The 23,271-nt window shown below is 55.0% G+C and carries 11 protein-coding genes (1 of these 11 only partly in view); 3 read left to right on the top strand and 8 right to left on the bottom strand.

What is annotated here, in order from left to right; all coding sequences use genetic code 11:
- Positions 1-20 precede the first annotated feature (20 nt).
- The 7 genes from moeB to EC9_RS09520 form a co-directional block, all read right to left on the bottom strand.
- A complete protein-coding gene (moeB, locus tag EC9_RS26930; protein ID WP_145344416.1) occupies positions 21-1,178 on the bottom strand; it encodes a molybdopterin-synthase adenylyltransferase MoeB in 1,158 nt (385 codons plus the stop codon).
- Positions 1,179-1,448, bottom strand: a complete 270-nt coding sequence (locus tag EC9_RS09545; protein ID WP_145344414.1) for a MoaD/ThiS family protein — start codon at positions 1,446-1,448, stop codon at positions 1,179-1,181.
- Between the two features lie 16 nt (positions 1,449-1,464).
- Positions 1,465-2,235: a HesA/MoeB/ThiF family protein gene (locus EC9_RS09540; protein ID WP_145344412.1), complete on the bottom strand. Its 771-nt coding sequence runs from the start codon at positions 2,233-2,235 to the stop codon at positions 1,465-1,467.
- Positions 2,236-2,322: 87 nt separating this feature from the next.
- Positions 2,323-3,297, bottom strand: a complete 975-nt coding sequence (locus tag EC9_RS09535) for a hypothetical protein (protein WP_145344410.1) — start codon at positions 3,295-3,297, stop codon at positions 2,323-2,325.
- A 5-nt stretch (positions 3,298-3,302) separates the two neighbouring features.
- Entirely contained in the window at positions 3,303-7,319 is a 4,017-nt protein-coding gene (locus tag EC9_RS09530) for an outer membrane protein assembly factor BamB family protein (protein ID WP_145344408.1), read from the bottom strand.
- Positions 7,320-8,208: 889 nt separating this feature from the next.
- Positions 8,209-10,434: a hemolysin D gene (locus EC9_RS09525; RefSeq protein ID WP_145344406.1), complete on the bottom strand. Its 2,226-nt coding sequence runs from the start codon at positions 10,432-10,434 to the stop codon at positions 8,209-8,211.
- A 19-nt stretch (positions 10,435-10,453) separates the two neighbouring features.
- Entirely contained in the window at positions 10,454-12,388 is a 1,935-nt protein-coding gene (locus EC9_RS09520; RefSeq protein WP_145344404.1) for an efflux RND transporter periplasmic adaptor subunit, read from the bottom strand.
- Positions 12,389-12,662: 274 nt separating this feature from the next.
- Here EC9_RS09520 and EC9_RS09515 point away from each other — a divergent pair, with 274 nt between their 5' ends.
- Complete coding sequence (locus EC9_RS09515) at positions 12,663-13,562, top strand: efflux RND transporter periplasmic adaptor subunit (RefSeq protein WP_145344402.1); 900 nt, start codon at positions 12,663-12,665, stop codon at positions 13,560-13,562.
- Between the two features lie 24 nt (positions 13,563-13,586).
- Here EC9_RS09515 and EC9_RS09510 read toward each other — a convergent pair whose 3' ends face one another.
- On the bottom strand, positions 13,587-15,632 hold the full coding sequence (locus tag EC9_RS09510; RefSeq protein ID WP_145344400.1) for a TolC family protein: 2,046 nt from the start codon (positions 15,630-15,632) through the stop codon (positions 13,587-13,589).
- Between the two features lie 348 nt (positions 15,633-15,980).
- On the opposite strand from EC9_RS09510, the gene EC9_RS09505 reads away from it, so the two are divergent.
- Positions 15,981-16,745, top strand: a complete 765-nt coding sequence (locus EC9_RS09505) for a hypothetical protein (RefSeq protein WP_145344398.1) — start codon at positions 15,981-15,983, stop codon at positions 16,743-16,745.
- A gap of 319 nt (positions 16,746-17,064) precedes the next feature.
- On the top strand, positions 17,065-23,271 hold the 5' end (the start) of the coding sequence (locus EC9_RS09500) for a DUF4347 domain-containing protein (protein WP_218934700.1). The gene runs 22,320 nt beyond the window's last position; only the first 6,207 of its 28,527 coding nucleotides appear in the window; it begins with the start codon at positions 17,065-17,067; its stop codon lies beyond the right edge, outside the window.

The raw sequence follows: 23,271 nt of genomic DNA, 5'->3' as shown, positions 1-23,271 counted from the left end.
CTAGGTTAAACGTAACGCGATTAGTATCGCGGCATCGAAGGGTCGATCTGGGTGGCCCAGGCATCAATCCCGCCGCGCAGATTGCGGACGTCTTTGAAACCAAGCTCTCGTAGTTGATGCGCCGCTTGGGCGCTGCGACCGCCGAGTTTGCAGTGCACCACGATGGGTTTGTCGGTTGGCAATTCGTAGCGGCGATCGGGAAGTTCGGCAAGTGGGATCAGGGTCCCTCCCAAACTGCAGATCTCGTACTCGTGAGGCTCGCGGACGTCAACCAAAACGAATTCCGTACCGTTATCGAGCAGGTGCTTCAAATCACTCGGTTCGATATCCCTGGGGCTTTGCTGGTTCGTTTCCTCACTGACCGGAGACGAGCCACAAAACTGGTCGTAGTCGATCGGCGCGGTAATCGTCGGTGAGTCACCACAGACGGGGCAATCGACACTGCGTTGCACCTTCAACTCTCGAAACCTCATCTCGGCGGCATCGATCAGCAGCAATCGGCCCGACAATGAGTCACCGATTCCCAGGATCAACTTGATCGCTTCGGTGGCCTGAATCGCACCTACAATTCCTGGCAGAATTCCCAGCACACCTCCCTCGGCACAATTCGGCACGGTTCCCGGTGCGGGCGGTTGAGGATAAAGGCAGCGGTAACAAGGTCCGCCCGCGTGACCGAACACAGACGCTTGCCCTTCGAAGCGAAAAATCGAACCGTAACAGTTCGGCTTTTTCAACAGCACACAAACATCGTTCACCAAGTACCGCGTCGCAAAGTTGTCGGTTCCGTCGATGATGATGTCGTATGCACCGGCAATCCTCATTGCATTTTCACTTGTCAGTGCTGCGTCGATCGCATCGACCGTGATCAATGGATTGATCCTGGCAACCGCCTCGGCCGCCGACTCGACCTTTGAGCGACCAATGCTCTCGGTCGCATGAATGATTTGACGCTGGAGGTTCGAGTATTCCACGCGATCAAAATCGATCATTCCCAGTCGCCCGACACCGGCAGCGGCCAAATACATTGCCACCGGTGAACCCAAGCCACCGGTTCCCACGATCAGTACCGAAGCGGCACGCAGCTTGGATTGTCCCGCCAGTCCAACTTCCGGCAAACTGAGATGCCGGGCGTATCGCTGCAGTTCATCGGGCGATAATGCCGTGTTGTCCTTGCTCATCTATCCACCCGCGATCGCTGGCACCAGCAAGATCTCGTCGGATTCGGCAAGGGGAGTGGCACCCGCGTCCATATCTCGCGCGTTCGTATCATTCACAAATACGTTGACGTGAGAGAGGATATCGCCGGACGCATCGAGCAGTTGCGGCTTCAATGCAGGATGCGACTCGACCAAGGACAGCAGCGCTTCATCAACGCACAGACCTTGGACATCGACGATCCCAAGGCCGCCGGTATGCTGACGCAGGGAAGTGGGAATGATGACGTTCATAAATTAGGATCTCCTTTCAATCGGTTTTGGATTGCGGCGTTTGGCTGCAGACCGGGCAATCGCTTCGACGTGCAAACTTCAAGGTGCGAAAGCTCATATCACGCAGGTCCATTTTTACTAACCGGCCGGCCAAGGGGGTGCCGATCTCCGCGATGACTTTGATCGCTTCGACCGCGCCCATACAGGCGACAGTCCCAGAGACGGCGCCGAACACGGGAAACTGACGTTTCCAAGTCGGAGGAGCTTCAGGGAATAGGCACCGCAGGCATGGGGAACGCCCCGGTAAAATCGTAGTGATGTGGGCTTCCATTTCGTACATCGCACATTCGACCATCGGTTTGCCTTGGCGAACTGCTTGCTCGTTCATGAGGAACCGTTCGGGGAACAGCGGCGCACAATCGACGACGACGTCGCACTGCTCGACCAGTCGGGCAGCATTTTCGGGGCCGACGTTTTCACCGACCGCCACGATCTCTAAACGTGGGTTCAGTTCGAGCAAGCGACGCCGGATGGATTCGATCCGCGGCTTGCCGATCCAATCGTGAGTCATCAGCAATTGCCGATTCAAATCGCTCGGTTTCACGTTTCCACCGTGAGCGAGAATTAACTTGCCCACACCGGCAGCGGCCAGTTCATAGGCGACGACGCTGCCGACGCCGCCGACCCGTGAAATCATCACCGATGCATTTTTGAGTTTCTGTTGTCCTGCAGCGCCGAAATCGGAAACCCACATCTGCCACTGGTAGGTGGCATGCTCTTCGGCGGTAAGTGACTGGGGAGAGTGCATGTTGAATTCAAATGAGCAAGCGAGAGTCAAGGAGAAATTGGATCGGTGCGATTCCGAGCCTCGTCCGTCTCCCAAGCAATGCGATCTTTATCGGCCTGGGGGAATGGTCAGCAAAACGGGTTCAGCGGATTCGGCGGGCAAGGCGTCTGAAATCATTGATCCCGCTACCGCGTCATCCCAACCATGGGACAATAGCAAATCGAACCCTGGATTCATATTCTTGACTTGGCACGAGCAGGGGCCTGCCATGAACTTGCAGGCGGTGTCGATCGTGACGGGCATGATTCCGCGGCCCACCAGTCCGTACAGCACGCGGCCGCGACCAAAAACAGGGAATGCTTGCGGTTCGGTCTGCGACAATTCAGCTTCGCTGCCCGCCAGTGCGGCTAACAGAAAAGCTTCCTGTGGATCCTGGCGGTCGAGCGTTACGATCGAAAATTCAATTCGCAGCGGGATCCGATTGTTCGTCAATCGAGCCGGCTCAATATCCATCTCTTCGGCTGTGGGCACGGTCAGTGTTTCTTGATTGGCAGCGATTCGCTGCTTGAGTGCGAGCAAGGCCCGACTGTCTTTACCGACGTCGCCACAGGGAACAAAGATCCAGACCGCCGATTGCCCGCTGCTTAACCGCTGGGCGACTTCCTTTCGCACGGGCGAGTGCAGCAGGCGATCGACCGCCTCGTAAGTCAACTCCACTGCCTCGATCACGCGATCGGTAACTTGCTCTGCAGTGCGCGGATAGAGCACGACCATAAGCGGCGATTCGTGGGGCTGATGCTGCTGCCACATCTCGCGCAATCGCTCGTCCTCGATCGTTGCCGCGTCGACCGTCTGCACCTCAAAGTTTGCTCCATCTTCCGCCCCTGCCGTTTGCAAACGTTGCAGGCTGGCCTGCGCAGCTTCGTTGAGTGGTCCCGAAGATAGCACGAGAACTTCGTACTTATCCGCCGGCCAACGTTCCAGCGCGTAACGAAACACGGGGACTTGGCAAGCCAGCGCAACGGTGGCAGCGGCACCCAGCGCGATAGCGGCTAGGACGAATATGGATATAGGCTTTTGCATTTCAATTACCTCTTCTCGGTTTCACGTTTTTCGATTTCGATCCCCGATAGGACGGCTGAGCCTTTTTTGGGCACGAACCGCAATAGCAGTTCGCCAGCGATAGGAATTTGCTCAAGCAAATGCTCTGCGGTCTGTTGGCCCGAACCTTCGGACGGGTCGATCGTCACATCGCTCAGCACCACTTCGTCTCGCACGTAAACATCGAATACTCGTCGCCCCTTGCTGGCAATGGGCGAGCTAGAGAAATGCAAACGCACATCGTAGTGATGAATAGGGGCATCCGAAGCCGCCGTGGTAGCCACCAGTTGCTCGCGGGGTTGGCTCGCCTGAGCATCTGCATTTTCGGACTTTGATTTCTTCGCGACGTCCTTGCCCGGTGGCGATTTGACTCGCATCCCAATGCGCAACTCTGTCAGACCTTCTAGCCCCGATGCAAGCACCCAGGGCCGATCCACGCCTTTGACTAGCGACGAGTGATGCTGAAACGGCTTGGCCTCGGCATTGGTCTGGATATCGATGGGAATTGAGTCGGCAGCCATTACGGGATACTCCAGCCACAATTGGCCATCGGGTTGTCGGCGATGTCCGGGCGCGCCAAAGTTGATCGCCATGCGTTCGAGCAACTGCTCGGGCGTAGCAGTACCTGCAATCAAGTCGATTGTCCACATATCGATGTCGGGCATGTGGACCAATGCCAACGAGGTTTGATTCTGGTAAGCGCAACTGCACGTCCGCGTGTAGTCTGGCGCATTGAGCACGCCGTTGGCGACGACAAGGTTGGAAGTACAACCCGATTTAAAACCACCCAAGTTGCCCGTGCCACCTTCAGTTAACATGTCGTAATACCCGGCGGCACCGGAGCGGAAAGTAAGCAGATTTTCACTGGCAAGGATGCTGTTACATCCGTACGCACGCGTGATCTTCCACGGCTGGAGTTCTCCCGTCAACGGGTTCTTCACCATCCTCTGCTTGCCGGTCAGCAAGTTGAAGGCGCCCGCTGATTTAGCGTAAGAGTTGGCGTTGGTGATGATCAAATCATTGTGCAGAATGCACGGTCCCGAGTAGGCCAGGCCGGGGTTCTGCCACTTGATCGTGCCATCAGCCGCATGGTAGACGGTCATGCCGCGGCCTGTTTCGGCCGTCAAGCGATCGCTGGCCTTCGCGCCAGCGTGAAGTAGCAGATCGAACTGTGGCGAATAGCCCAACCACGTTCCAAAGATATTTTCGGTGACTTCCCACAGCGTCTCACCGGTTCGGTAATCCATGGTCAGGATGCGGTAGTCATCGGGCTCCGGTTGACCGCGCCGCAACAAGGCATCTTCGACGTGACTGGGATTTTTGTCCAGGCAATAGAGCTTGCCGCCACCGGCGACGATGCCGTTGTGCCAGAAACTATGCTTAGCCATCACCTGCCATAATTGCTTGCCCGTATGACGATCGAAACCGACCAAGCCGACGCTCGCGGCCCGGTCGAGGCTCTTCGAGCCAAAACCAGCTCGATTGCGTTTGAGACCTTTGTCCGATTCGAACTCCAAGTCATGCCGCTCGCGATATTTGGCAAATCCCAAACCGCCAATCAGCACGTCGTCGTAGATACCGATATAACCCCATTCGGCTTGATCGCCGTTGTCGTCGCGGGGCAGTTCGATTTGATGCAGCGTTTCTCCGGTCAACGGGTCGAGCACCAAGCAGGCGTTGCCAACCAATATGTAAACACGATCCTCGGTTACGACATAGTTGGTACCTCGTCCGTTCGCGCCCGGTATGTGGACTTGATTGTATTTGGTACTCAGTGGCTGATCTTCGTAAGTTGTATCAAAATAGACGTCGAACGTTCCCAGATCGCCAAAGTCTCGTTTCCAGACGACGCGACCTGTGTAGACATCGCGGCAACTGAGGCTGTTCATACCCTGAATGTACAGTCGCCCACCGACAACTTGCTCCGGTGGTCCATGACCATGACGCGGCAGGACATCCATATTGCTATTGCCGCCGAACCACAGCACGCCCAGCGGTAACTTGACTCGGCTATCGTTGGACTTGCGCGTATTGGCCACGTCCCCGTTTTGATGCGTCCAATCGGCGGAACCTGGCAGCGCCCCGACGCGGCGGACACAGACCCCGTAATCGCAATCTTCGGCCTCAGCCTTTTCGAGTCCCATCGCATCGACGAGCTTCGCCAAGTGGGCAGCATTTATCTCGGCAGCACTTTCATCGCCACTGTTATCGGAGGTCAATAGATGCAGCGTGCCTCCATAGGGACGCACTGTTTGATACAAGCTGGCTAGCGTTTCAGATTGACGCCCCGTGCTTCGGATCTCATCGACGATCTCCGCCACACAATCGGGCGCGATGAACACCATGTGCCCCACGTACTGCGGCGCACGAAAGGCAGCGGCCTGGGCATGATGCACCGTGACGCCTTGGATGCCTTGTGAATCGAGCTGCCTGCGTGCCTGGTGTACGCGTTGCATATCCGAATCGACCATGGCCAGTTGCACAAACGGTGATTCGCTGGCCAAGCTGCGGGCAATCCCTGAATCGGTTGATCCATACCAAAAGGCATAGCCTTCGGGCGATGAGCTCGCGAGCATCTGCTTCACGATCTGAAGGTCTGCGGCGGTGGTATCCCAGCCAGCTTCCTGTCCGCCGTGCGTTGGGGCCTGTTGTGCGACAACCTTCTCCTCGGCAGGCGATTCGGTCGCCAGAGCAGGCGAAGTTTTACTATCGCCAAAGGCCAGCAGTTTGCCGTCAAGCGTGACGGCGAAGAGCTTTTCGGAAGCGACCAGTAACCGCTCGACTTGCGCTTCGCAAGGCAACTCAAATACGATCTCAGCCGGCTTGTCTTGGGTGGGCAATCGAATCGCGGTGATGTGGTCACTGCCTGCAGCGATGAGTTTGTCGCCAGCGAGGATCAAATCGCCGCGTCCATCTGCGGCGATTTCCCAGATTAACTTTTCGTCCGTTCCATAAGCCCGAACCATCGGTTGATCGTCAGCCATCTCTGCTGAATAGATGGTACCGGCCGCCAACACGGGTTCGTTAGGCATGAAGGCCGTTTTCTTGCCTGTGGTGACATTAAAGGCGCGCGTTCCTTTTCCCCGCGTGTGCACATAGAAGAAATCGTCCGCCGCAGCGACAAACGATCCGCCGTTCCCCTTGCCACCTGCATTCAATTCGAAGTAGCGCAATTCGCCGGTGGCCCGATCCAAGACCGCGGGAACCGAGCGACCGCCTGGCACGATCAACTCGTCTTCGGTCGCCACCAGGGCACCTTGAGGCGCCACGCCCGCGAAGGATGGAGCGCTGTGGGGCTGCTTAATGTACTGAGCCCCCGTGCTATCGTTGAGCCACTGGATCTCGCCGGACTCAGCATCCAGTGCGTAGATGAACGTGCCCATGAAAGGCCAAATGCTGGCAGCGAAGTAAACTCGATTATCACGCACGACGGGACCGCCGCGAGCTGGCCAAGCCGACGTGAGCCGCCGGTTGCCGATAACATGTTGGGCATTCGGTGCGCCGCTGAATTTCCACTCGAGCGATCCATCCTCGGCGTTAACGCAATACAGGAAGCCATCGTCGCTGCAAAAGTAAACTTTGTTCTGCCACCCCACCGGTGGTAAACGCACGGGAGCTTCCGTGACGAACGACCACAGTTCACGCCCCGTGTCTGCATCGAGTGCCTGCAATTTGTCTTCATCATTGAACCCGACGAACATTCGTCCATCGACGACGATCGGTTCAAAGATCCGGTCGTAGGTCATCAAATCCAGGTTGAGCGGATCGTCCCAGGCGGGCAAACGCTGCGTGAATTCTCGCTGCCATAGCGGGCTGAGTGAATCAGCAACCGTGTTGGCAGTCGCCGCCGAACGCTGCGCATCGCTGCGCCACATCGGCCAGTCATCCGAAGCGAACGCAGGCAATGGAATTTGAGCAATGCCAGCAGTCACGATCAGCAGCAACCGTCGGATGCTGCCAAAAACAGAAACCTTGGGCGGGGAAGAAACATTGGGTGGGAACATAGGTAGGCATCATCCATCGAATTGCATCGACCGGGGAATTAATTGCGTCGACCGGGTAATCGAGTCAGACACAACCAAACAGCAGGCAAGTATCGTAAGGGGAATGAAGTGGCGTAATATCGGAGCTTAGACCGCCTCAAGTATAGACGACTGATGGCGCAGGGGAGGCTACGGCAATCGCACGTTCAAACCCAGCAAAAACCGGGCTAAATCGCATCGAGAACGGTTCCGCTCCAGCCAGCACGAAGTCGTTTGCCGCGAATCGCGGCCTTTCACGGTCGTCTCCTGCCGCAAAACATCCGACGCCATTGGACGAAATGCGGAAGAGCTTACTGACGAACAGCCCACACGAACTTCGACTGGAAGCTTCGGAAAAGCCCCCCCCCAAAGGCAGTATTCGCTGTTCTCAGTCTTCTCAAGATCGCAAATCGGTCGGATCCAATATTTACCCTTGGTAGGGCAGACAGCGAATGAAGTACGCCCTCTCCGTACTCCTGGCTTGGCCATCGTCACGGACGCCGAAAATCATTCCAATCGACTTGATGCCGCGCCAGTTCGCAGCAAAAAACGGTTCATCAGGAACGGCGATAGTGTAATCTTTTCGACGTTCGTCGCGACCATGCGATGTTTGGACGATTACGTGCTTACGGAGTCCTTCTACGCGGTCTTGCTCCTCACGCTACTCAAGGAACCGTTGTATCAATCGTCTCGCAAGATTCCCTTGGTTGCACTTGCCAGTCAGGATGCAATCCGCATCCGCGGCAACGTTGCGTTTAGCGGGCTCTTACTGGCAGTGCATCGCGTCGAGCGTGATGAAAACATTTCAACAAGGTCGTTGTTGTGGCGGCGATCAACATCGATCTTGTCGAAACGCGGATGCTCAAGTTGGTTAGTGGAAGCGGAATGTCTGTCGGAGAAAGCGGAGTAGGCGAGTGCCAAGAGGCCGCGATCCGACGTAGATCTTGGCTTGACCACGAAAACCTTGAATGAGCTGTTGGTCTCCGTCGGGAATCGCGATCCGGGCTTGGTACGATGCAGCGGACGGACGCTCGGCGCCTGTTGCATCAGTCGTGGTGTCGAGGTCTCCCCCCGACTTAATACTCAGCTCTCGAGGCGTCACCTTCGTGTCGACGGCTGCGATTTCGGCGACGACCGATTCCCAACGTCTGCCAAGTATTTCGTCGAGAACAATTTCGACGGGGTCCGCTTCGCTGACATAATTAGCAGCCGTTTGATCGATCACAGCGACCGCTTCAAACTCCGAAGGATCTCCGATCAGGCAGATGCAAGTGCTGGCTGGTAAATAACAACCGATGTTCTGGCTCTGCAGAGGCGTGCCCGACCACACACCTAGTTGACCGGAAGTTGTCGTGGCTTCCGGCGTTCGGGGCGGTGAGAAAATCGTACCAGCAGTCGGTGCGGTCAGCAGGAGACGAGAATGACGATCGCGTACTTGCGTCAATCGAACCTGCATCGCTTCCAATGATGTCTGTGTGTACGGGATCGCCGTTGCGGCGCTGGGATCGGCGGACTGCTGACGCCGAAGATTTGTCAGCTTGGTTTCAAGTTGTTGCAGCTGTCCACCAATTTTTTCTGCTTCGAAGTCGAGCGTTGGGTTGACGAGTCGCGCCAGCGGATCGCCAACCTTGACCTTTGCGCCTGGTTCCACATACTGCTGTGCCAAATTGCCCTCGACATCAACATAGACGCGAACGGCCCCACGCGGCTCAATCGAGACAACGGCATAAACGTGATGGGGAACGGGCACGAATGCGAGGAACGAAAGCAACATCGCAATCGCAATACATGTTCCTATCAATCGCTTGCTATTCACTTGTGACAGCTTCCCAGGAATGAGGAAATACTTGCCGGCCTTTACTAGCGGAATGATTAGTATTCCCACCAGCGAGATCGTGATCAAAACGTCTCCGATCGGCTTGAGCCCGTAGGGTTCGAAGATCTTTGAAGCAAACCATAAGATCAGCACCAGCACGAAAATACGATAGAAGAACGACGCCACGGCATACCCCGCGAAAAGCGTACGAAGCTTCGATGGAATCGTCGATTCGGTACTCCATGGCAGGCCGAGGCAATGAAATTTCAAAAATCCCAGCAGTGCGGATTGTGCTTTACGGGCGAGGTTGGGAACCTCCATCAAGTCGGACAAGATGTAATATCCGTCGTATCGAAGCAGAGGATTGCCATTAAACACCAAGGTCGAAACCGAACAAATAAAGATCGTATTCAAACAGAGGAAGTTCAATAGTCCTGGCGTAGTGGCGACCCAGATAAATGAACACAATGCTGCCAGAGTCAATTCAAAGTACATCCCTGCAGCACCAATCGCCGCGCGACGCCACTTGCTTGCAACCATCCACGAATCGGACGTATCGCAATACAAACATGGCGTGAAGACGAGAAACATCAAACCAATCTCATGACATTCTGCGCCGAAATGCTTGCAGGTTAAACCATGCCCAAGTTCATGCACGACCTTCGCAAACGCGAGCGCCAGCATCATCCAAACCAAATTCCCAGCACCAAAAAATTCCTGGAACGCTGGCAAGCGGCCCAAGAAGTAATCGAGATCGATCAGTATCATTGACACCGCAGCGATCATCATTGCGACACTGATGGCAATACTGATTGGGTGAAAGACACAACGAATTGAACGATAGATTTTCCCGAGAAACCAATCGGGATCAACACCCGGAAAGCGAATGGCGAAGACGCTGAACAAGCGTGAGATCCACTGCTGCCTTTTTTGCTTACGATGTCGCTGCAGAAGCTGCTCACCTTGCCCCAATGATTCTGAATAGACAACACCACTGCGATGAAGTTGCATCACCAGCGATTGTAATTGCGAATGTGTAGCCGCCAACTGAGGAAACTTCTGGCGAAGCGACTCCTTGATTTGGACCAGCGACCGTTTCCCGTCGAGCAGTTCGAGGACCGCAAACTGTTGGGCGCTGAGGCGGAAATACTTTCGCGCCAACGAATCTTTTAGAATCCACTGGCGTTGTCCCTGGTGGGTTTGTTGACTGACCTGCAAGTCCATCCGCATCCGCAAGCGAACTGGCGTGTGTTGGGCGGCGGTGATTGGCGACGTCGCCATATGTCAATGCAATCCAAAATTATGACAGGCGAAACAAAATTTTGGCCTGAACAAACTCAATCAGTTCGTGCAACCAAACATAAGCGATGGAACGGCGTCCGCAATGAATGCGCCCCATCACCTTGGCTCCCACACGAAGATTCGCAATCTCTTGTTCCTCGACATCTACAAAGATCCGGATGCCTAGACGCTGCGATTCATCGAGCGATGTGAAGTCTTGAATTTCGCGAACCGTGCCGTGCAGCGTACGGCCAGGTTCGGAAGCGAGGATGAACGAAACGACTAGCGGAAGTTCAGAATCATGTTGAGCCTGACGAAAGTGTCCTATGCTATGATCCGGCAGATGCAATTCCAATTGCCATGGACCTTCGAGCTTGGCGACGGTCATCAGAATTTGTCCTTGCGTCACCGGTCGCGCTGTCAGCAAATTCTTCAAGTCCCACGTGATCACTTCACCAGCGATCGGTGTTCGGATATCGAGGGTTTGCCGCTGAGTTCTCAAAAGCTCCAACTGTGTTTCCAAACTCTGACGCCATTGCTCCAGTTCTTCTTCCTCCGCAGCAAGACGGTTGATTTGCGACGGCGACAAACTGCCCGCCGTCGCATCGGTTCGCGACGCGCGCGCTGAACGGAGTTTATTCGTTGTCGTCTGCAATTCACCTTGCAGTTCTTCCAGTTTCAGATCAGCATCAAAGTTCTGAACCCTCGCGATCAGATCGCCTTTGTCAACGCGACTGCGATGCGTCACAGCCAAGTCGGTGATGACTCCATCGGCTGGCGCGAAGATGAAGTTGCGTGTCGATGGTTCCAAAGTGCCTTCGGTGGCAAGACTGAATTCAACCGGCACGAGGATCGTGCCCAAAACAAGAGCCGTCATCAGCACAGTGGCAACCAGCAATTTTGGCCAAGCGCGAACGCGTACCACCCACGCCATATCGCCCAGCATGGACCATAGGGGAAGCAAAAATACGCGTCGATGCTTGCGGGCGTTTCGGACCGCACTCAATGAATGTTTTGCAACGGCGTCGATTTGCGACATCATCAGCGGCTGCCCCGAGAAATTCTCTGCAATCAGCACTCCATGAATCTCGGAGGTAAAGTCAGTTTCGTCGTCGATATCGGTAGCATCGATCAACGGCACAACAACCAATTGGGACGTCCCCGATTCGTCAACGAAGGATTCGATGGCTTCGCAAATCTGTGGCGGCAACTCTTCATCCCCACATGGATATCGGATCGTTGTCTCCATCGGAGCCACGCGGCGGGCAAGCGATTCGGCGCGTCGAACCAGATTCGAGCGACGGTTGACACTGTCCAAACCGCTGACCGCCTCCAATCGATATTTGGACCCGCGGTTTTGCAGCAGCAACACCCGGTCGCAATCAATCACTGCCCGGCCATCGTTGGCGATCAGATAGAAAACCTCGCTAGGCTCGAGGCTGCGGTGAATCGAACTCGCGAAATCGTCGATCTGTTGCCAACGCTGGCGATCGGTTCGAAGCGAATTGAGTTCCGAGTGTCGATGGAAATTTGCTGCAATATCACAAATGATGGACAGCAAGCGAAAACACGATTCTTGGCTTGAGCTATCTAGTTTTGCTGGCAGATTTAGCAAGATGACAGCGAACCGTAGAGAACCATCGACGACTGCAGCAACGGCAATCAGGTCATCGGTAGGATTCTCGGTCACCTGCTGTTCTTGTAAGAACTGTGGCACGACAAACCTTGCCTCGCCACTGGCCGCTGTGCTTTTGATCAGTGAGTGAAGCGATGCATCAACCGCCTCACTTGCGGGGCCGATCCGGCAAGCCAAGGAATGCTCTGTACCGTTGAGCAGCCAGACGCTTGCACCGCGCAGTGCAACCACCGACGCGATTCGCCCCAACACTTCCGCGTAGAATTCGCTCGGCGTGATATTTTCGTAGGCAAGCTGGGATAACTCGTCAAAAATCACTGAGACTTCGTCAGTGTTTTGATCTGCGAATGTCAATGGTCGTTCCTCGATTACAAGCACCTCGGCAACTGGTAAAGTCCTTAAACACAACTCCACATCCCATGCCTAACATTTCTGAGTTAAACCTCAAAAACTTTGCACGAGGCGCTTCTGTGATAGTACGTTAACTTTTCGGTCCCATCGGATAGTGATAACATTGCATCGGCGACGCAGGACCACCGATCCAGTTGTTGCCGGGATAGGAAAGGTTCCTGTCCCTCTGATTTAGATTACATTGAATCAGCTTGAAGCTCTTCGTCGTAGCGGTAAATATCAAATGGAATTTCTTATTGTTTTGGCGTTGTCCGTTTTGGCGAACGATTCTCCGGCGAGCCCGATCGTAGTTGAAGATGCGGCAGTAAAGTTGATTCGGCATGTTCGCTTACCGGCCAACGAGCCGGGCGTGTTAACGGAGTTCTTAGTCAAGGAAGGTGATATCGTTGAGCAGGATCAGTTGTTAGCGAAGTCCGATGACCGTTTGGCGGCACTTGACAAACACATCGCCGATTTGGAATTTCAAGTTGCGACTGAAAAAAGCGAGAATGACGTTGACGAACGCTATGCGGAAAAATCACTCGCCGTTGCACAATCCGAATGGCAACTGTCCGCCGAGGCGGCTCAGCGCGTCGCGACCAGCATTTCGGCGACCGAACTGTCCAAGCTGAAGCTGGTTGTCGAGCAAGCCAAATTGGCTCGCGAACAGGCGCAACGTGACTTGCGGATTGCCAAGTTGACGAAGCAAGTCAAGCAGCGCGCCGTAGAATCAGCTCAACAGAAAGTAGAGCTTCGTCTTACCAGGGCTCCTTTTAAAGGGATGATCGTCGAATTGATGACCCAGGCAAACGAATGGGTTGATCCTGGGCAACCGATCTTGCGGATCGTCCAACTCGATCGCCTGCGAGTTGAAGTTAATTTGGATGGTAAACGGTATGGGCCCGAGTTGAAGGGACGCCCCGTCAAGCTGAAAGTTGCTTTACCGCCAGGTGATCGCGAGGTGGAATTCGATGGCGAGGTTACGTTTGTTAGCCCTGAACTGCAGCCCGTGACAGGCCAAGTCCGCGTGTGGGCCGAAGTTATCAATCGTGATCTTTTGCTGCGACCTGGAAGTCGTGGAACACTCACAATTCGTAAATAACAAATCGTTTGTACCGGAACGTATTTATCTTGCGGTCGAGCCGTCGATCATCGTGACCGCGTCCTGAAGATCGACTGTGAACAACGAAGCTTGCTGCGTCACGGGATGCTCTGATGAATTCGAGGCAGCAGAGTTTTCAGTTGGTGAAACACTCGTTGACATATGGCTTCCACCCGAGATCGCGGCTTGCTGAGCGTAGGGGCCGCGACTGATCACGCCTGGCGAATCGAAGCGGTAATCGTTTGCTTTAATACGAAGCCGATTCCTGAGTTCTTTAGCATCACCGTAGGCTTTGTTCGGCCAACCACCTTCGCTCAAGCGAATACCTCGCATCGACAGCAATGTCCCTTTTTGGAGCTGTACATTCTTCAAGGCGATCGAGTATTGAATCAGCGCTTCGTAGAAGCGGGTCTGGGCCCTGGCCACTTCCTGCTGTGCTTCGAGTACGTCGTCAACCGATACGCGGTCGACTTTCAATACCTCCTGGGCCGCGGCGACACGGTGGTTCGCCGCATCGAGTCGGTTATAGTTGGTCCGCACCGAAGCATGGGCTCGGCTGACTTCGGAAACAGCATCGCCTAGGCCATGTGAAACGATAAGTTCTTGCTCACGCAATATCGCGCGATCGCGGTTGACTTGTAATTCAGCTTGTCGGATGCCAGCCCACGCTTGACGAAAACCAACTGGAACGTTGAGTTCGAAACCAACTTGCCATTCTTGGTGATCACCGCTTCCAAGGTCTTGAAAGGCACTCGAATTGGGTGGCCCGCCTCCAGTCAATTGATCGCCGAACCCACGCATACGATATTGGGCAACAGCATCCAAGCGGGGAAGTCGAAAATTGCGAGCTGCGATGAGTTCCATTTCGCTACGTTTGATTTTCCATTTCTGACGGCGAAGCTCGACGCGACGAACCATTGCCTCGTCGAGTGCCTCGTACCAATCGAACACGATCTTTGCCTGGGTGGGCGTATCTGCTGGCCGAATCATCTCACCATCGTTGGCAGGCAATCCCATCAATAGTCGCAGTTGTCGTTCGCCTCTATAGACCCCGACGGTCTGCCCAGAACGCGGATTGCCATTTAACGCGTCATGAACAAGGTCTTGAAACGCATAGTACTGTACCCGCGCTCGGGCCTCGCGTTCTGCGGTTCCACCAGGCAAGCCCTTTTGAGCGGTGATCGATTGCCAAGTTTTCAGCGCGTTGTCCCGAGCCACGATATTGGCTTCCAAGGTCTGGTAGGCGAGATACAAGTCCCAGTAGGAGTCTTCAACGCGGCTGACAAAGTCACGAACGCCGGTTTCGAAATCGGCCAAACTGATGTCGGTGTTGATTCTGGCAATCATCACCCCATTGGAAAAATTGAATCCTGGTTGCGCGTTGGGGCCGGCGATGCGATTAAATGTGACTCCGGAACCCTGCAACAGCGGATGTCTTGCTTCGGCTTCCCACTGTGTGTCCCATCCGCTTGTGAAACGATTTCCAGGCTGATTGCTTTGGTCATATTGAGTGAGATTGCGGACGGCGAAACGCGTTCCTGTCGCAGTTGTTTTGCTCAACTCTGATGTGAAATTTCCGAGGTCTTGGTTGATGTCGCGTGTGCCGCCACCGAGGGTGATATTGTTGACGGCGCGATCATTCTGAGCCCAGAAAATCCCCGATGTAAACTGTGCATCGAACGCGCTAAGTGCCGCTTCAGTACCGAAAAGCGGATCGGACTCTCGAATGGCTGGGTCGTAGATAGAACTTGTTGTGTCGGCGGCGTTGAGCACGCTGCCACCGAGGTCTTTCATCACTTGGCTGTTCCGCAACGCGACTTGAATCGCCTCGTCAAGTGTCAATTCGCGGTAAACTTCGGGGGGCGCGTCGTCGAGACTACGCGGGGGCAGCGTCGATAGGCCTTGGCTGTGACAAGCGAGCTGGACATCGGGATACTCAATCTGCGTTGCACGGGCAGAGAAATTGTGGTTCTCACAATCGGCGACTTGAGTGCTTTTTTGGGCAAGGTTGCAACCAGCGGTGATGACTATAAATCCTGCCGCCAATACACGAAAATTGTTCTTGTCCACGGTAGCTCCCAACACTTTTCAAGTCGCAGAATACAATTGCCCCAGGGCCAGCAGAGTCTGAACCGGAGACTCCGACCTGAACAACGAGATCGACACGCTCGTTCGGAATTACCAAAAAGAAAGGATTGGGGGGCATGTTCCTCACGAGCGGAAAACTCTCCCGCGCTTCGCTGATTGTTATGATGGGACGATCTGGACCCTCCTCGTAACCGGGATGACCGACAGCAACAACCAAGGGTTCGGTATCAGTATGGTGGATTGAAACGTTGGATTGTTCTGAGGTCATTTGCCGAACGATTATGTTACTCACTTTTGTGCCCTGCAAACCACAGTCAAGGATGGATTCCGATGACCGCAAAGATCCATACATTCTGCCAGATCGTGATTCCTGTCACCTTGATGGCATTCATGTCCAATCTGCAGGGCGAAGAAACGAGCAGTGGGCAAGTTGTAGCCGCGCCCGCGATGAGCCTCTCGTCAACAGCTTTCACGCCATCAAACGACAATGCGAAATCAACAGTTCGTGCGACCGTAAATGAGGTGCCAGAGTTAACAATTCCACGTTTTGCATCCGTCGCGAATCAGTCTGAAGAGACCAAAGTGGTGCACGAGAAAACACATAGCGAAACCAGGGTCGCGGCGCAAGCATTCCCCAAGAAGTTGGTGGCAGAACAAGAAAAACCTACTTTGAGAAGCATTCGCGATATCTCGCTTAACATAGCAACTGTCGGTGCGCCCAAGAACCGGTATCAAACCGATGGTGAACCGGCATCGCATTTGGAGTCGTATCCAACATCAAAGTCTTTCTGTTGGGTTGCGCCAGGGACGGTCCATAACCCACTGTATTTTGAAGATGTCGCATTGGAACGCTACGGAAAAGGTTGTTATCCCTGTATCCAACCCGCAGTTTCCGGTGTCCGCTTCTTTTCCGACGCTCTGTTGTTGCCCTACCAGATGGGCCTCGATTGCCCATGTGAACTTGAGTATACACTAGGTTATCAGAGGCCAGGGAACTGCGCACCGTCAGTTGAGAAGCAACTTCCATGGAGCTGGAAAGGAGCACTGATGGAAGCTGGATTTGTTGGTGGTGGTTTGTTCATGTTCCCACTCTGAAACTCAAGTACGTTTCTATAAATATTAGTTGCAGCACTTGGCCGCCGTGTTCTAAGGAACTCGGCGGTTTTTTTATGCGCATACCACATCCAACAACACCACAGATTAGTACGAACTTACAGAACCATCCCATTCACCCATTGGGGGTGTGATATGGTATACTGCAGCTCGCACTCCTACTCATTTCGGGCCGCTAGCGACTACCGCTTGTTCTGGATTCGCCTCGTTCGGAACGGCCACATTGATCACCAATTGACAACACGCAGACTTAGGTTCAGCCATGACCGAACGTGACCGGAAGTCCACCAAGGCAAAACAGGTGAGTAAGGGTAAACGCGAACGGACGTGGCGGCAGATGAACCTGGATGTACTGCCCATTGAGGTCGAATCTCTCGAACAGCGATTGATGCTCGCGGCGGACGCGGTTGTCATCGATCCCGTGATGCTAGATGTCGACATGGGATTGATGTCGCTTGAGGCTTCACAAGTGGAGGCATCGACAGCGGAGGTAATGCCAGGTTCGCAGCAATTGAACAAGGCAGCAGCCTCTTCGATCTCAGCGAGTATTGAGGCCAATCAATTTGCTGCGGTGCCGGTTCGCCAAATTGTTTTTGTGGACGCGGGAATCGCCGATTCCGATCGTTTAGCGCGCAGCGTTGCTGATAGCGGTGGTGCGGTGATCGTACACCAGCTGGATGGATCGACCGACGGAATCGCTCAGATTTCCGAAGCGCTCGCGCAATACCGCGACGTTCATGCGATCCATATTTTGTCCCATGGTGCAAATGGCGAATTGCAATTGGGGAATTCGGTGCTCAGCGAGTCAACGCTGGAAGACTACAGCAGCGAGCTGGCTAAATGGAACGATTCCCTGGCGCCGGGCGCTGATGTTTTACTGTACGGCTGCAACGTTGCGGATGGACAATGGGGAGTCGATTTTGTCCAAGACTTTGCGCAACTGACCGGCGCCGATGTCGCTGCGTCCTCGAATCTGACCGGCAATGCCAAATTGGGTGGCGACTGGGAACTCGAGTACGCGACGGGTTGGATCGATGCGAGCGTGACCGATGTGTTCTCACAGTCGGCGCTCGACGCATACTCGTACACCTTCGACGTCAATCAGAACGGTGGAGTCCTCACGATCACGGGAACCGATGGGGACGACGAGGTCGAGATTGTCGGAACCGATCCGCTGACTGATGGCGGACTGATCGTCTCACTCAACGGCGACATTAACACGTTCACGAACGTCGATAAGGTCATCTTCGAAGGACTCGACGGCGACGATTCGTTGTCCATTGGCTCGGTCACCGAGGCACTTCTGCCACTTGATTTTTTTACGGGGGTCGGCCTGACAAATTCGACCGGGACGGATATTGAATGGACGTTCCGTGGTGGTGAAGGGAATCTGGACATCCACACCGTACTGAACCTGAGGATCGTCGACGAGCTGACGGCTCACAGCGATGGGACGACGGTTATCGATGCCGACACGGGTGAAGAGAGTCTGGTCAATGGACATATCACGATCACCGGCCAAGATGTTTTGGGCGTCGAATATCGTGGAGTGATCACGATCGCCGCGGGCGCTCTGGTATCGACGCGGGCAATTGACGGCAGCGATCACGAACACGACGCTTCGATCGCCGGTTCCGGCAATCTGACGATCGCTGGCAAGTCGGTTACGGTCGAGTCCGGGGCGCTGTTGGTGACACATGTGATTGAAGGCTCCGTTCCCGATCTGATCGAAGGTGACATCGAAATCACAGCCGAAGAGTTGAACCACCGCGTGTTTCAGAGTCAGCCCGAATTCCCATTTCAGGCGAAGTCGGCTGACATCACACTGAACGACGCGACTTTGATCGGTTCAAACATCACGCTGGCATCAACGGTTTCCGACGAAACGCTGGCCGATGAATTACCGGATCAGGCGGCTGGTGTTGCGGGCGACCTCACCGGCTTTGTCAACCAGATCCCAGGACTGGTGCTGACAGAATTCACAGGTCTCAACGCTTCGGTGATGATACGTGAAGCGTCGACGGATGTCACGGTTACGAACTCCACCATTCGGGCAAGCGGAGACGTCGAGATTTCGTCGAGTTCTTCGGCCGATGGGTCGACGCAGGCGATCGCTCAAAACGCGAAACGCGGACCGCTGGCTGGCGGCGGTGATGGAGGCCAAAACAAGTACGCAATGGCCGCCGGTTTTTCACGCGCGGATTCATCAGCGACCACAACGATCGATGGAACGACGACCATCACGGCCGATGGCAGCGTCGAAATCGCTGCGGAATCCGGTGCGACGGCATCCATGTCGGCGCGCACCGCATCGAACCTTGGCGAAGCTCCCAACGACAACAATCTGGCGACGGCCATCGCAATCGCCACGACGGACCTTGTCGCTCGGACAAATATTGGCAGCACGACGACCATCACATCAACCGGCGGAAACGTAAATATCTCGGCTTCTGGCGAAGCATCGACGGGAGCCGAGGCATCGGTTGGCACCTATCACGACGGAACGGTGGGCGTTGCCCTTTCGTTTGCGTTCGACGAATCAAATGTCGAAACCGTGGTTGAAGGAACGATCAGCGCCAAGGGTGCGAATGCGGATTTGATCTTCGACCCGAGCGCCGATGTTGATCTCGTCAACAACACCATCGAACTCGACTTCAGTGAACACGAACTGATCAACAATCAGAAAGTGATTTACAACTCGGGAGACGAGAATGCCGCGGATCTGCACGTTCCCATTTCAGGCGTCGAAAACGGGAACGAATACTACGTCATACTTAATGGTGACGACACCATCCAACTCGCCCGCGGACCGCACATCGACCTCGATAATTCGCAGGTCGGCGAAGACTCTATTCACACCGTCAGCCAGACGGATGTTATGGAGTTCAACGCAGCGGACACGGTGACCAGCGGAGGTGTGGAAGTACCGACGGTGGACATCGACACCGACACGATCACCATCGTGAATCACGGATTCGCGAACGGCGATATTCTGCTGTATGCCACATTGCAGGAAGAACCGATCGACGGGCTGAGCAACGGCAGCGAATATATTGTTGCCAACGCAACGGCCGACTCGTTCCAACTGCTCAACATCCTTTCCGAAGAACTGATCGATCTGGCCGATGCGCCGGACGTACCGACCTACTTTGTTTATGAACTTCCCGCACTCGAATTCAGTGCTGCGAACGATGTTTCGAGCGACGACAACTTGATCACGATTGAGAACCACGGATTGGAAACCGGCGAGTTGCTGATTTACCGCACGGATCCGACCAAAAGCCGGACCGTGACAAGGGCCCGTGAACCGGATGCTCAGAATCCGGATCTGACCGAAACGACAATCGAGATCAGGGACACTGCGATTGATGGATTGAACAATGCTGGCGAGTTCTTTGTGGTGGTCGTGGATGAGAATTCGTTCCGTCTGGCCGAATCAAAAGATGCAGCATTCGCTGCAGAGGCCCTTGATCTGCTCACGTTCGGAAGCGGAAATCAACATTCGCTCGATATCGGCCTGACCGAGGGCATTGGCATCAGCGCATCGCTGGAAGCCGAAAATGCCGCAGACGCGGGCACCTCGATTGGAGGTGAGCCCGACATTTTTGATAAAGTGAGTAACGCTGAACACGGTGTGGGGAAGCTGGAGCAAGTCGGCGGCGGTATGGTCGGGCGGATTAGTAACGTGGCAAACAACGTCGGCACTCAGACATCGGGAAACCAGACAAATAATCAGCCCAACACCAATCCGCAGAACGCACCAACCAGCCAGACAATGGACGCAGTGGAGGGTGCGGACTTTACGCTTGCCGGCGGAATTGCGGTCAACTACTTCGATCACTCGGTTTTGACTCGCGTAGGGTTTGCCGACCTGCAAACCGAAGGTGACATCAGCATATCTGCGGAGACCGAGCAGTCTGTTTCGACGGGGGCCAGCGCGGGCATCTCAAAGCCCGAAGGAGAAGGCGACAACGAAGGCGATCAGGCACCGGCAAAGTTGGCTGTCGCGGCAGCCCTGGGAATTGGATACTATCAGAACGACGTCGATGCCGTGGTCACCGGGGAAGCCGAACTTGACGCCGCAGGAGAAATCAGCGTCGATGCGTCACTCGCGTATCCGTTGGCAGATGAAGTCAATCCCGGACTCGATTTCGACTCCGTCGCTGACTTTTTCCAGACAGGCGATCCCGATGCCCTGGGAAATGTCGGGGAGAGTGTCTTCGAAACGCTGCTTGGCGACGGAATTGAATCGTTCTTGACGTTTCTGGATGGAACAGGTGGCTTTCAAAGCCGGATGTTTAACACCAACATCGCGACCTCCGTCGCTAACTCGGGACTTGACAATGAATCCGACTCCAGCGGGATTTCCCTTGGCGGCCAGTTGGGAGTTCTTACGTATCTCAACGATGTCCATGCGGTGATTGAAGCCGGTGCGCAGATCAATCAGGACGAATCGGCGCAGTATCGCGATGGAGATCAGGATGTGTCGGTCGCCGCCGCGACCGAGATCGCCCTGATCGCGGCGGTGGGCAATATTTCATTTGCTTTTGGTGATCCGGGATTTAACTCACCCGTGCAAAAGCTGAAAGATCGTGAATTTGCTGCGTTGGTGGATCCTCTGGGGATTAAAAGCGGCAAGGGTGGTGTCGGCGGATCCGTTCTGGTGCCGATCTTCGTGACGACAACAACGGCAACGATTGAAAACGGGGTCGATCTTTATTCGGGCAGTCTGGATGTCACGGCCGACGAAGATTTCCTGACCTTCCTATTCACGCAAGCGGGGGGCGATGCGGATGGTACGTTCGGACTTAGTGGTAGTGTGGACTTTCTGTGGGTGGATAGTACGACCCATGCCGTGATCGAATCGGGCGTGCATATCACAACGGGCGACTTGAATGTTGCTGCCAGCAGTGACATGCTGCACATCAACCTAGCTGGCGCGGTGCAGAAAGGTGAGACGATCTCTGTCGGAGTGGGGATCGGCATCAATACGGTCTGGCGAGACACTCAGGCTCGCATCGGCAATTCGTCCGATGACGCCCCCGGCAGCGACGATACGGTCATCAACGCACAGGACATCAGCATCACCGCAGAAAGCGACGGCGGATTGTATGCGTTTGTCGTTTCAGGAGCGAAGGACAGTCCGGCGACGGAACCACCCGCGGATCCATCCGGTACTCCACCAGCGCCCGCGTCTCCGACAATGCCGCTGGCGAACGTGCCGCTGCCGAGTCTCCATGGACAGACAGCGAACGGCGTGAATCCGTCGTCAGGCAGCAGTTCGTCGTCAGGCAATCCACCGGCCAGTACTCCTCCAGCGGCCGGAAAACAGACGGAGATTAACATCACGCTCGCCGCCAGCGTGTCGGTCAATATCGTCGCCGGTAACACGCTCGCCTATATCAACGATAACGGTTTGTTTACTGCTGATGATGTAATGATCGCAGCGAACGACAGCACTGGAGTGATTTCGGCATCCGGCGGCGCGGCGCTACCCAGCTTCAAGAATGTGTTGCCTGGTGAGGAAATAATAAAGAAGAAGCGCCCGGACAACCAGAATTCAGTGTCGCTGTCACTTGGCGCGGCCCTGAGTTTCAATCAACTGGAATTGGCAACCAAAGCGTTCATCGTCGGGGCGACGCTTCGCCCCGCAAATCCAGTAACCGACGACCAGAACGACATTCAATTGTCGGCAGACAGTGATGGATTCCTGTTTTCTTTCAGCGCAGGTCTCGCCGTGGCGCGAGGCGAAGGGGGTACGGAGAATAAGACGAGCTCGATTGGGCTCGCCGGTTCATTGTCGGTCAATCGTGTTATCACGGAAACCGAAGCCTACATGGACAGTGTCGATGTTGAAGCGACCGGAGACATAACACTCACGGCGATCGACACATCGCGCATGGTGGCGATTGGTGGCGCGGGTGCATACGGCAGCACGAATCCATCGATACACCGCGGTGGAACCGTGAACGAAGAGAACGGCGGTCAGGTGGGGCTGGGCGCAGCCATTGGACTCACCGATCTGACCTCCAATGTCTTTGCTGGAATCACCGGCGATCTTGAGCGTTCCACCGTCACCCATCTCGGCAATCTGACCATCGACGCGTCCTCGGACAGTTCGACTCAGGCGATGTCCGCCTCGGCGGGAGCCACAAAAAACGGCGATGTCGGGGCAGCGGGAACGCTGTCGATCAACCTGATCCGCAATAGTGTGGTTGCCACCATTCGAGACACCGATGCGATAAATCTAGGTTCGTCCGGCGGAGATGTGATTGTCGCGGCTCGGGATGACGCCAATATTCAGTCGTTTGCGGGAGCCGTCGGACTCGGCGGCGACACGCTTGGGCTCGGCGTGTCGCTCAGCTTTAATCTGATTTACGACGACGTCTCCGCAAGTATTGATACATCGCACGTCCAGACCGGCGGAACCGTAACGGTGTCCGCTCGATCGGATGAGACAGCGCCGCCGCTGGCGTTCTTCGACGAAGTTGACACGTTCGACGGGAAA

This window comes from Rosistilla ulvae, from assembly GCF_007741475.1.
Taxonomy (GTDB): domain Bacteria; phylum Planctomycetota; class Planctomycetia; order Pirellulales; family Pirellulaceae; genus Rosistilla; species Rosistilla ulvae.
Note: the sequence above shows the minus strand (reverse complement) of the source record. Positions and strands in the feature narration are given on the sequence as shown.

Bases quoted from the DNA above. Each gene is read 5' to 3' on its own strand.
- moeB (WP_145344416.1), bottom strand. From the start codon at position 1,178: ATGAGCAAGGACAACACGGCATTATCGCCCGATGAACTGCAGCGATAC.
- EC9_RS09545 (WP_145344414.1), bottom strand. From the start codon at position 1,448: ATGAACGTCATCATTCCCACTTCCCTGCGTCAGCATACCGGCGGCCTT.
- EC9_RS09540 (WP_145344412.1), bottom strand. From the start codon at position 2,235: ATGCACTCTCCCCAGTCACTTACCGCCGAAGAGCATGCCACCTACCAG.
- EC9_RS09535 (WP_145344410.1), bottom strand. From the start codon at position 3,297: ATGCAAAAGCCTATATCCATATTCGTCCTAGCCGCTATCGCGCTGGGT.
- EC9_RS09530 (WP_145344408.1), bottom strand. From the start codon at position 7,319: ATGTTCCCACCCAATGTTTCTTCCCCGCCCAAGGTTTCTGTTTTTGGC.
- EC9_RS09525 (WP_145344406.1), bottom strand. From the start codon at position 10,434: ATGGCGACGTCGCCAATCACCGCCGCCCAACACACGCCAGTTCGCTTG.
- EC9_RS09505 (WP_145344398.1), top strand. From the start codon at position 15,981: ATGACCGCAAAGATCCATACATTCTGCCAGATCGTGATTCCTGTCACC.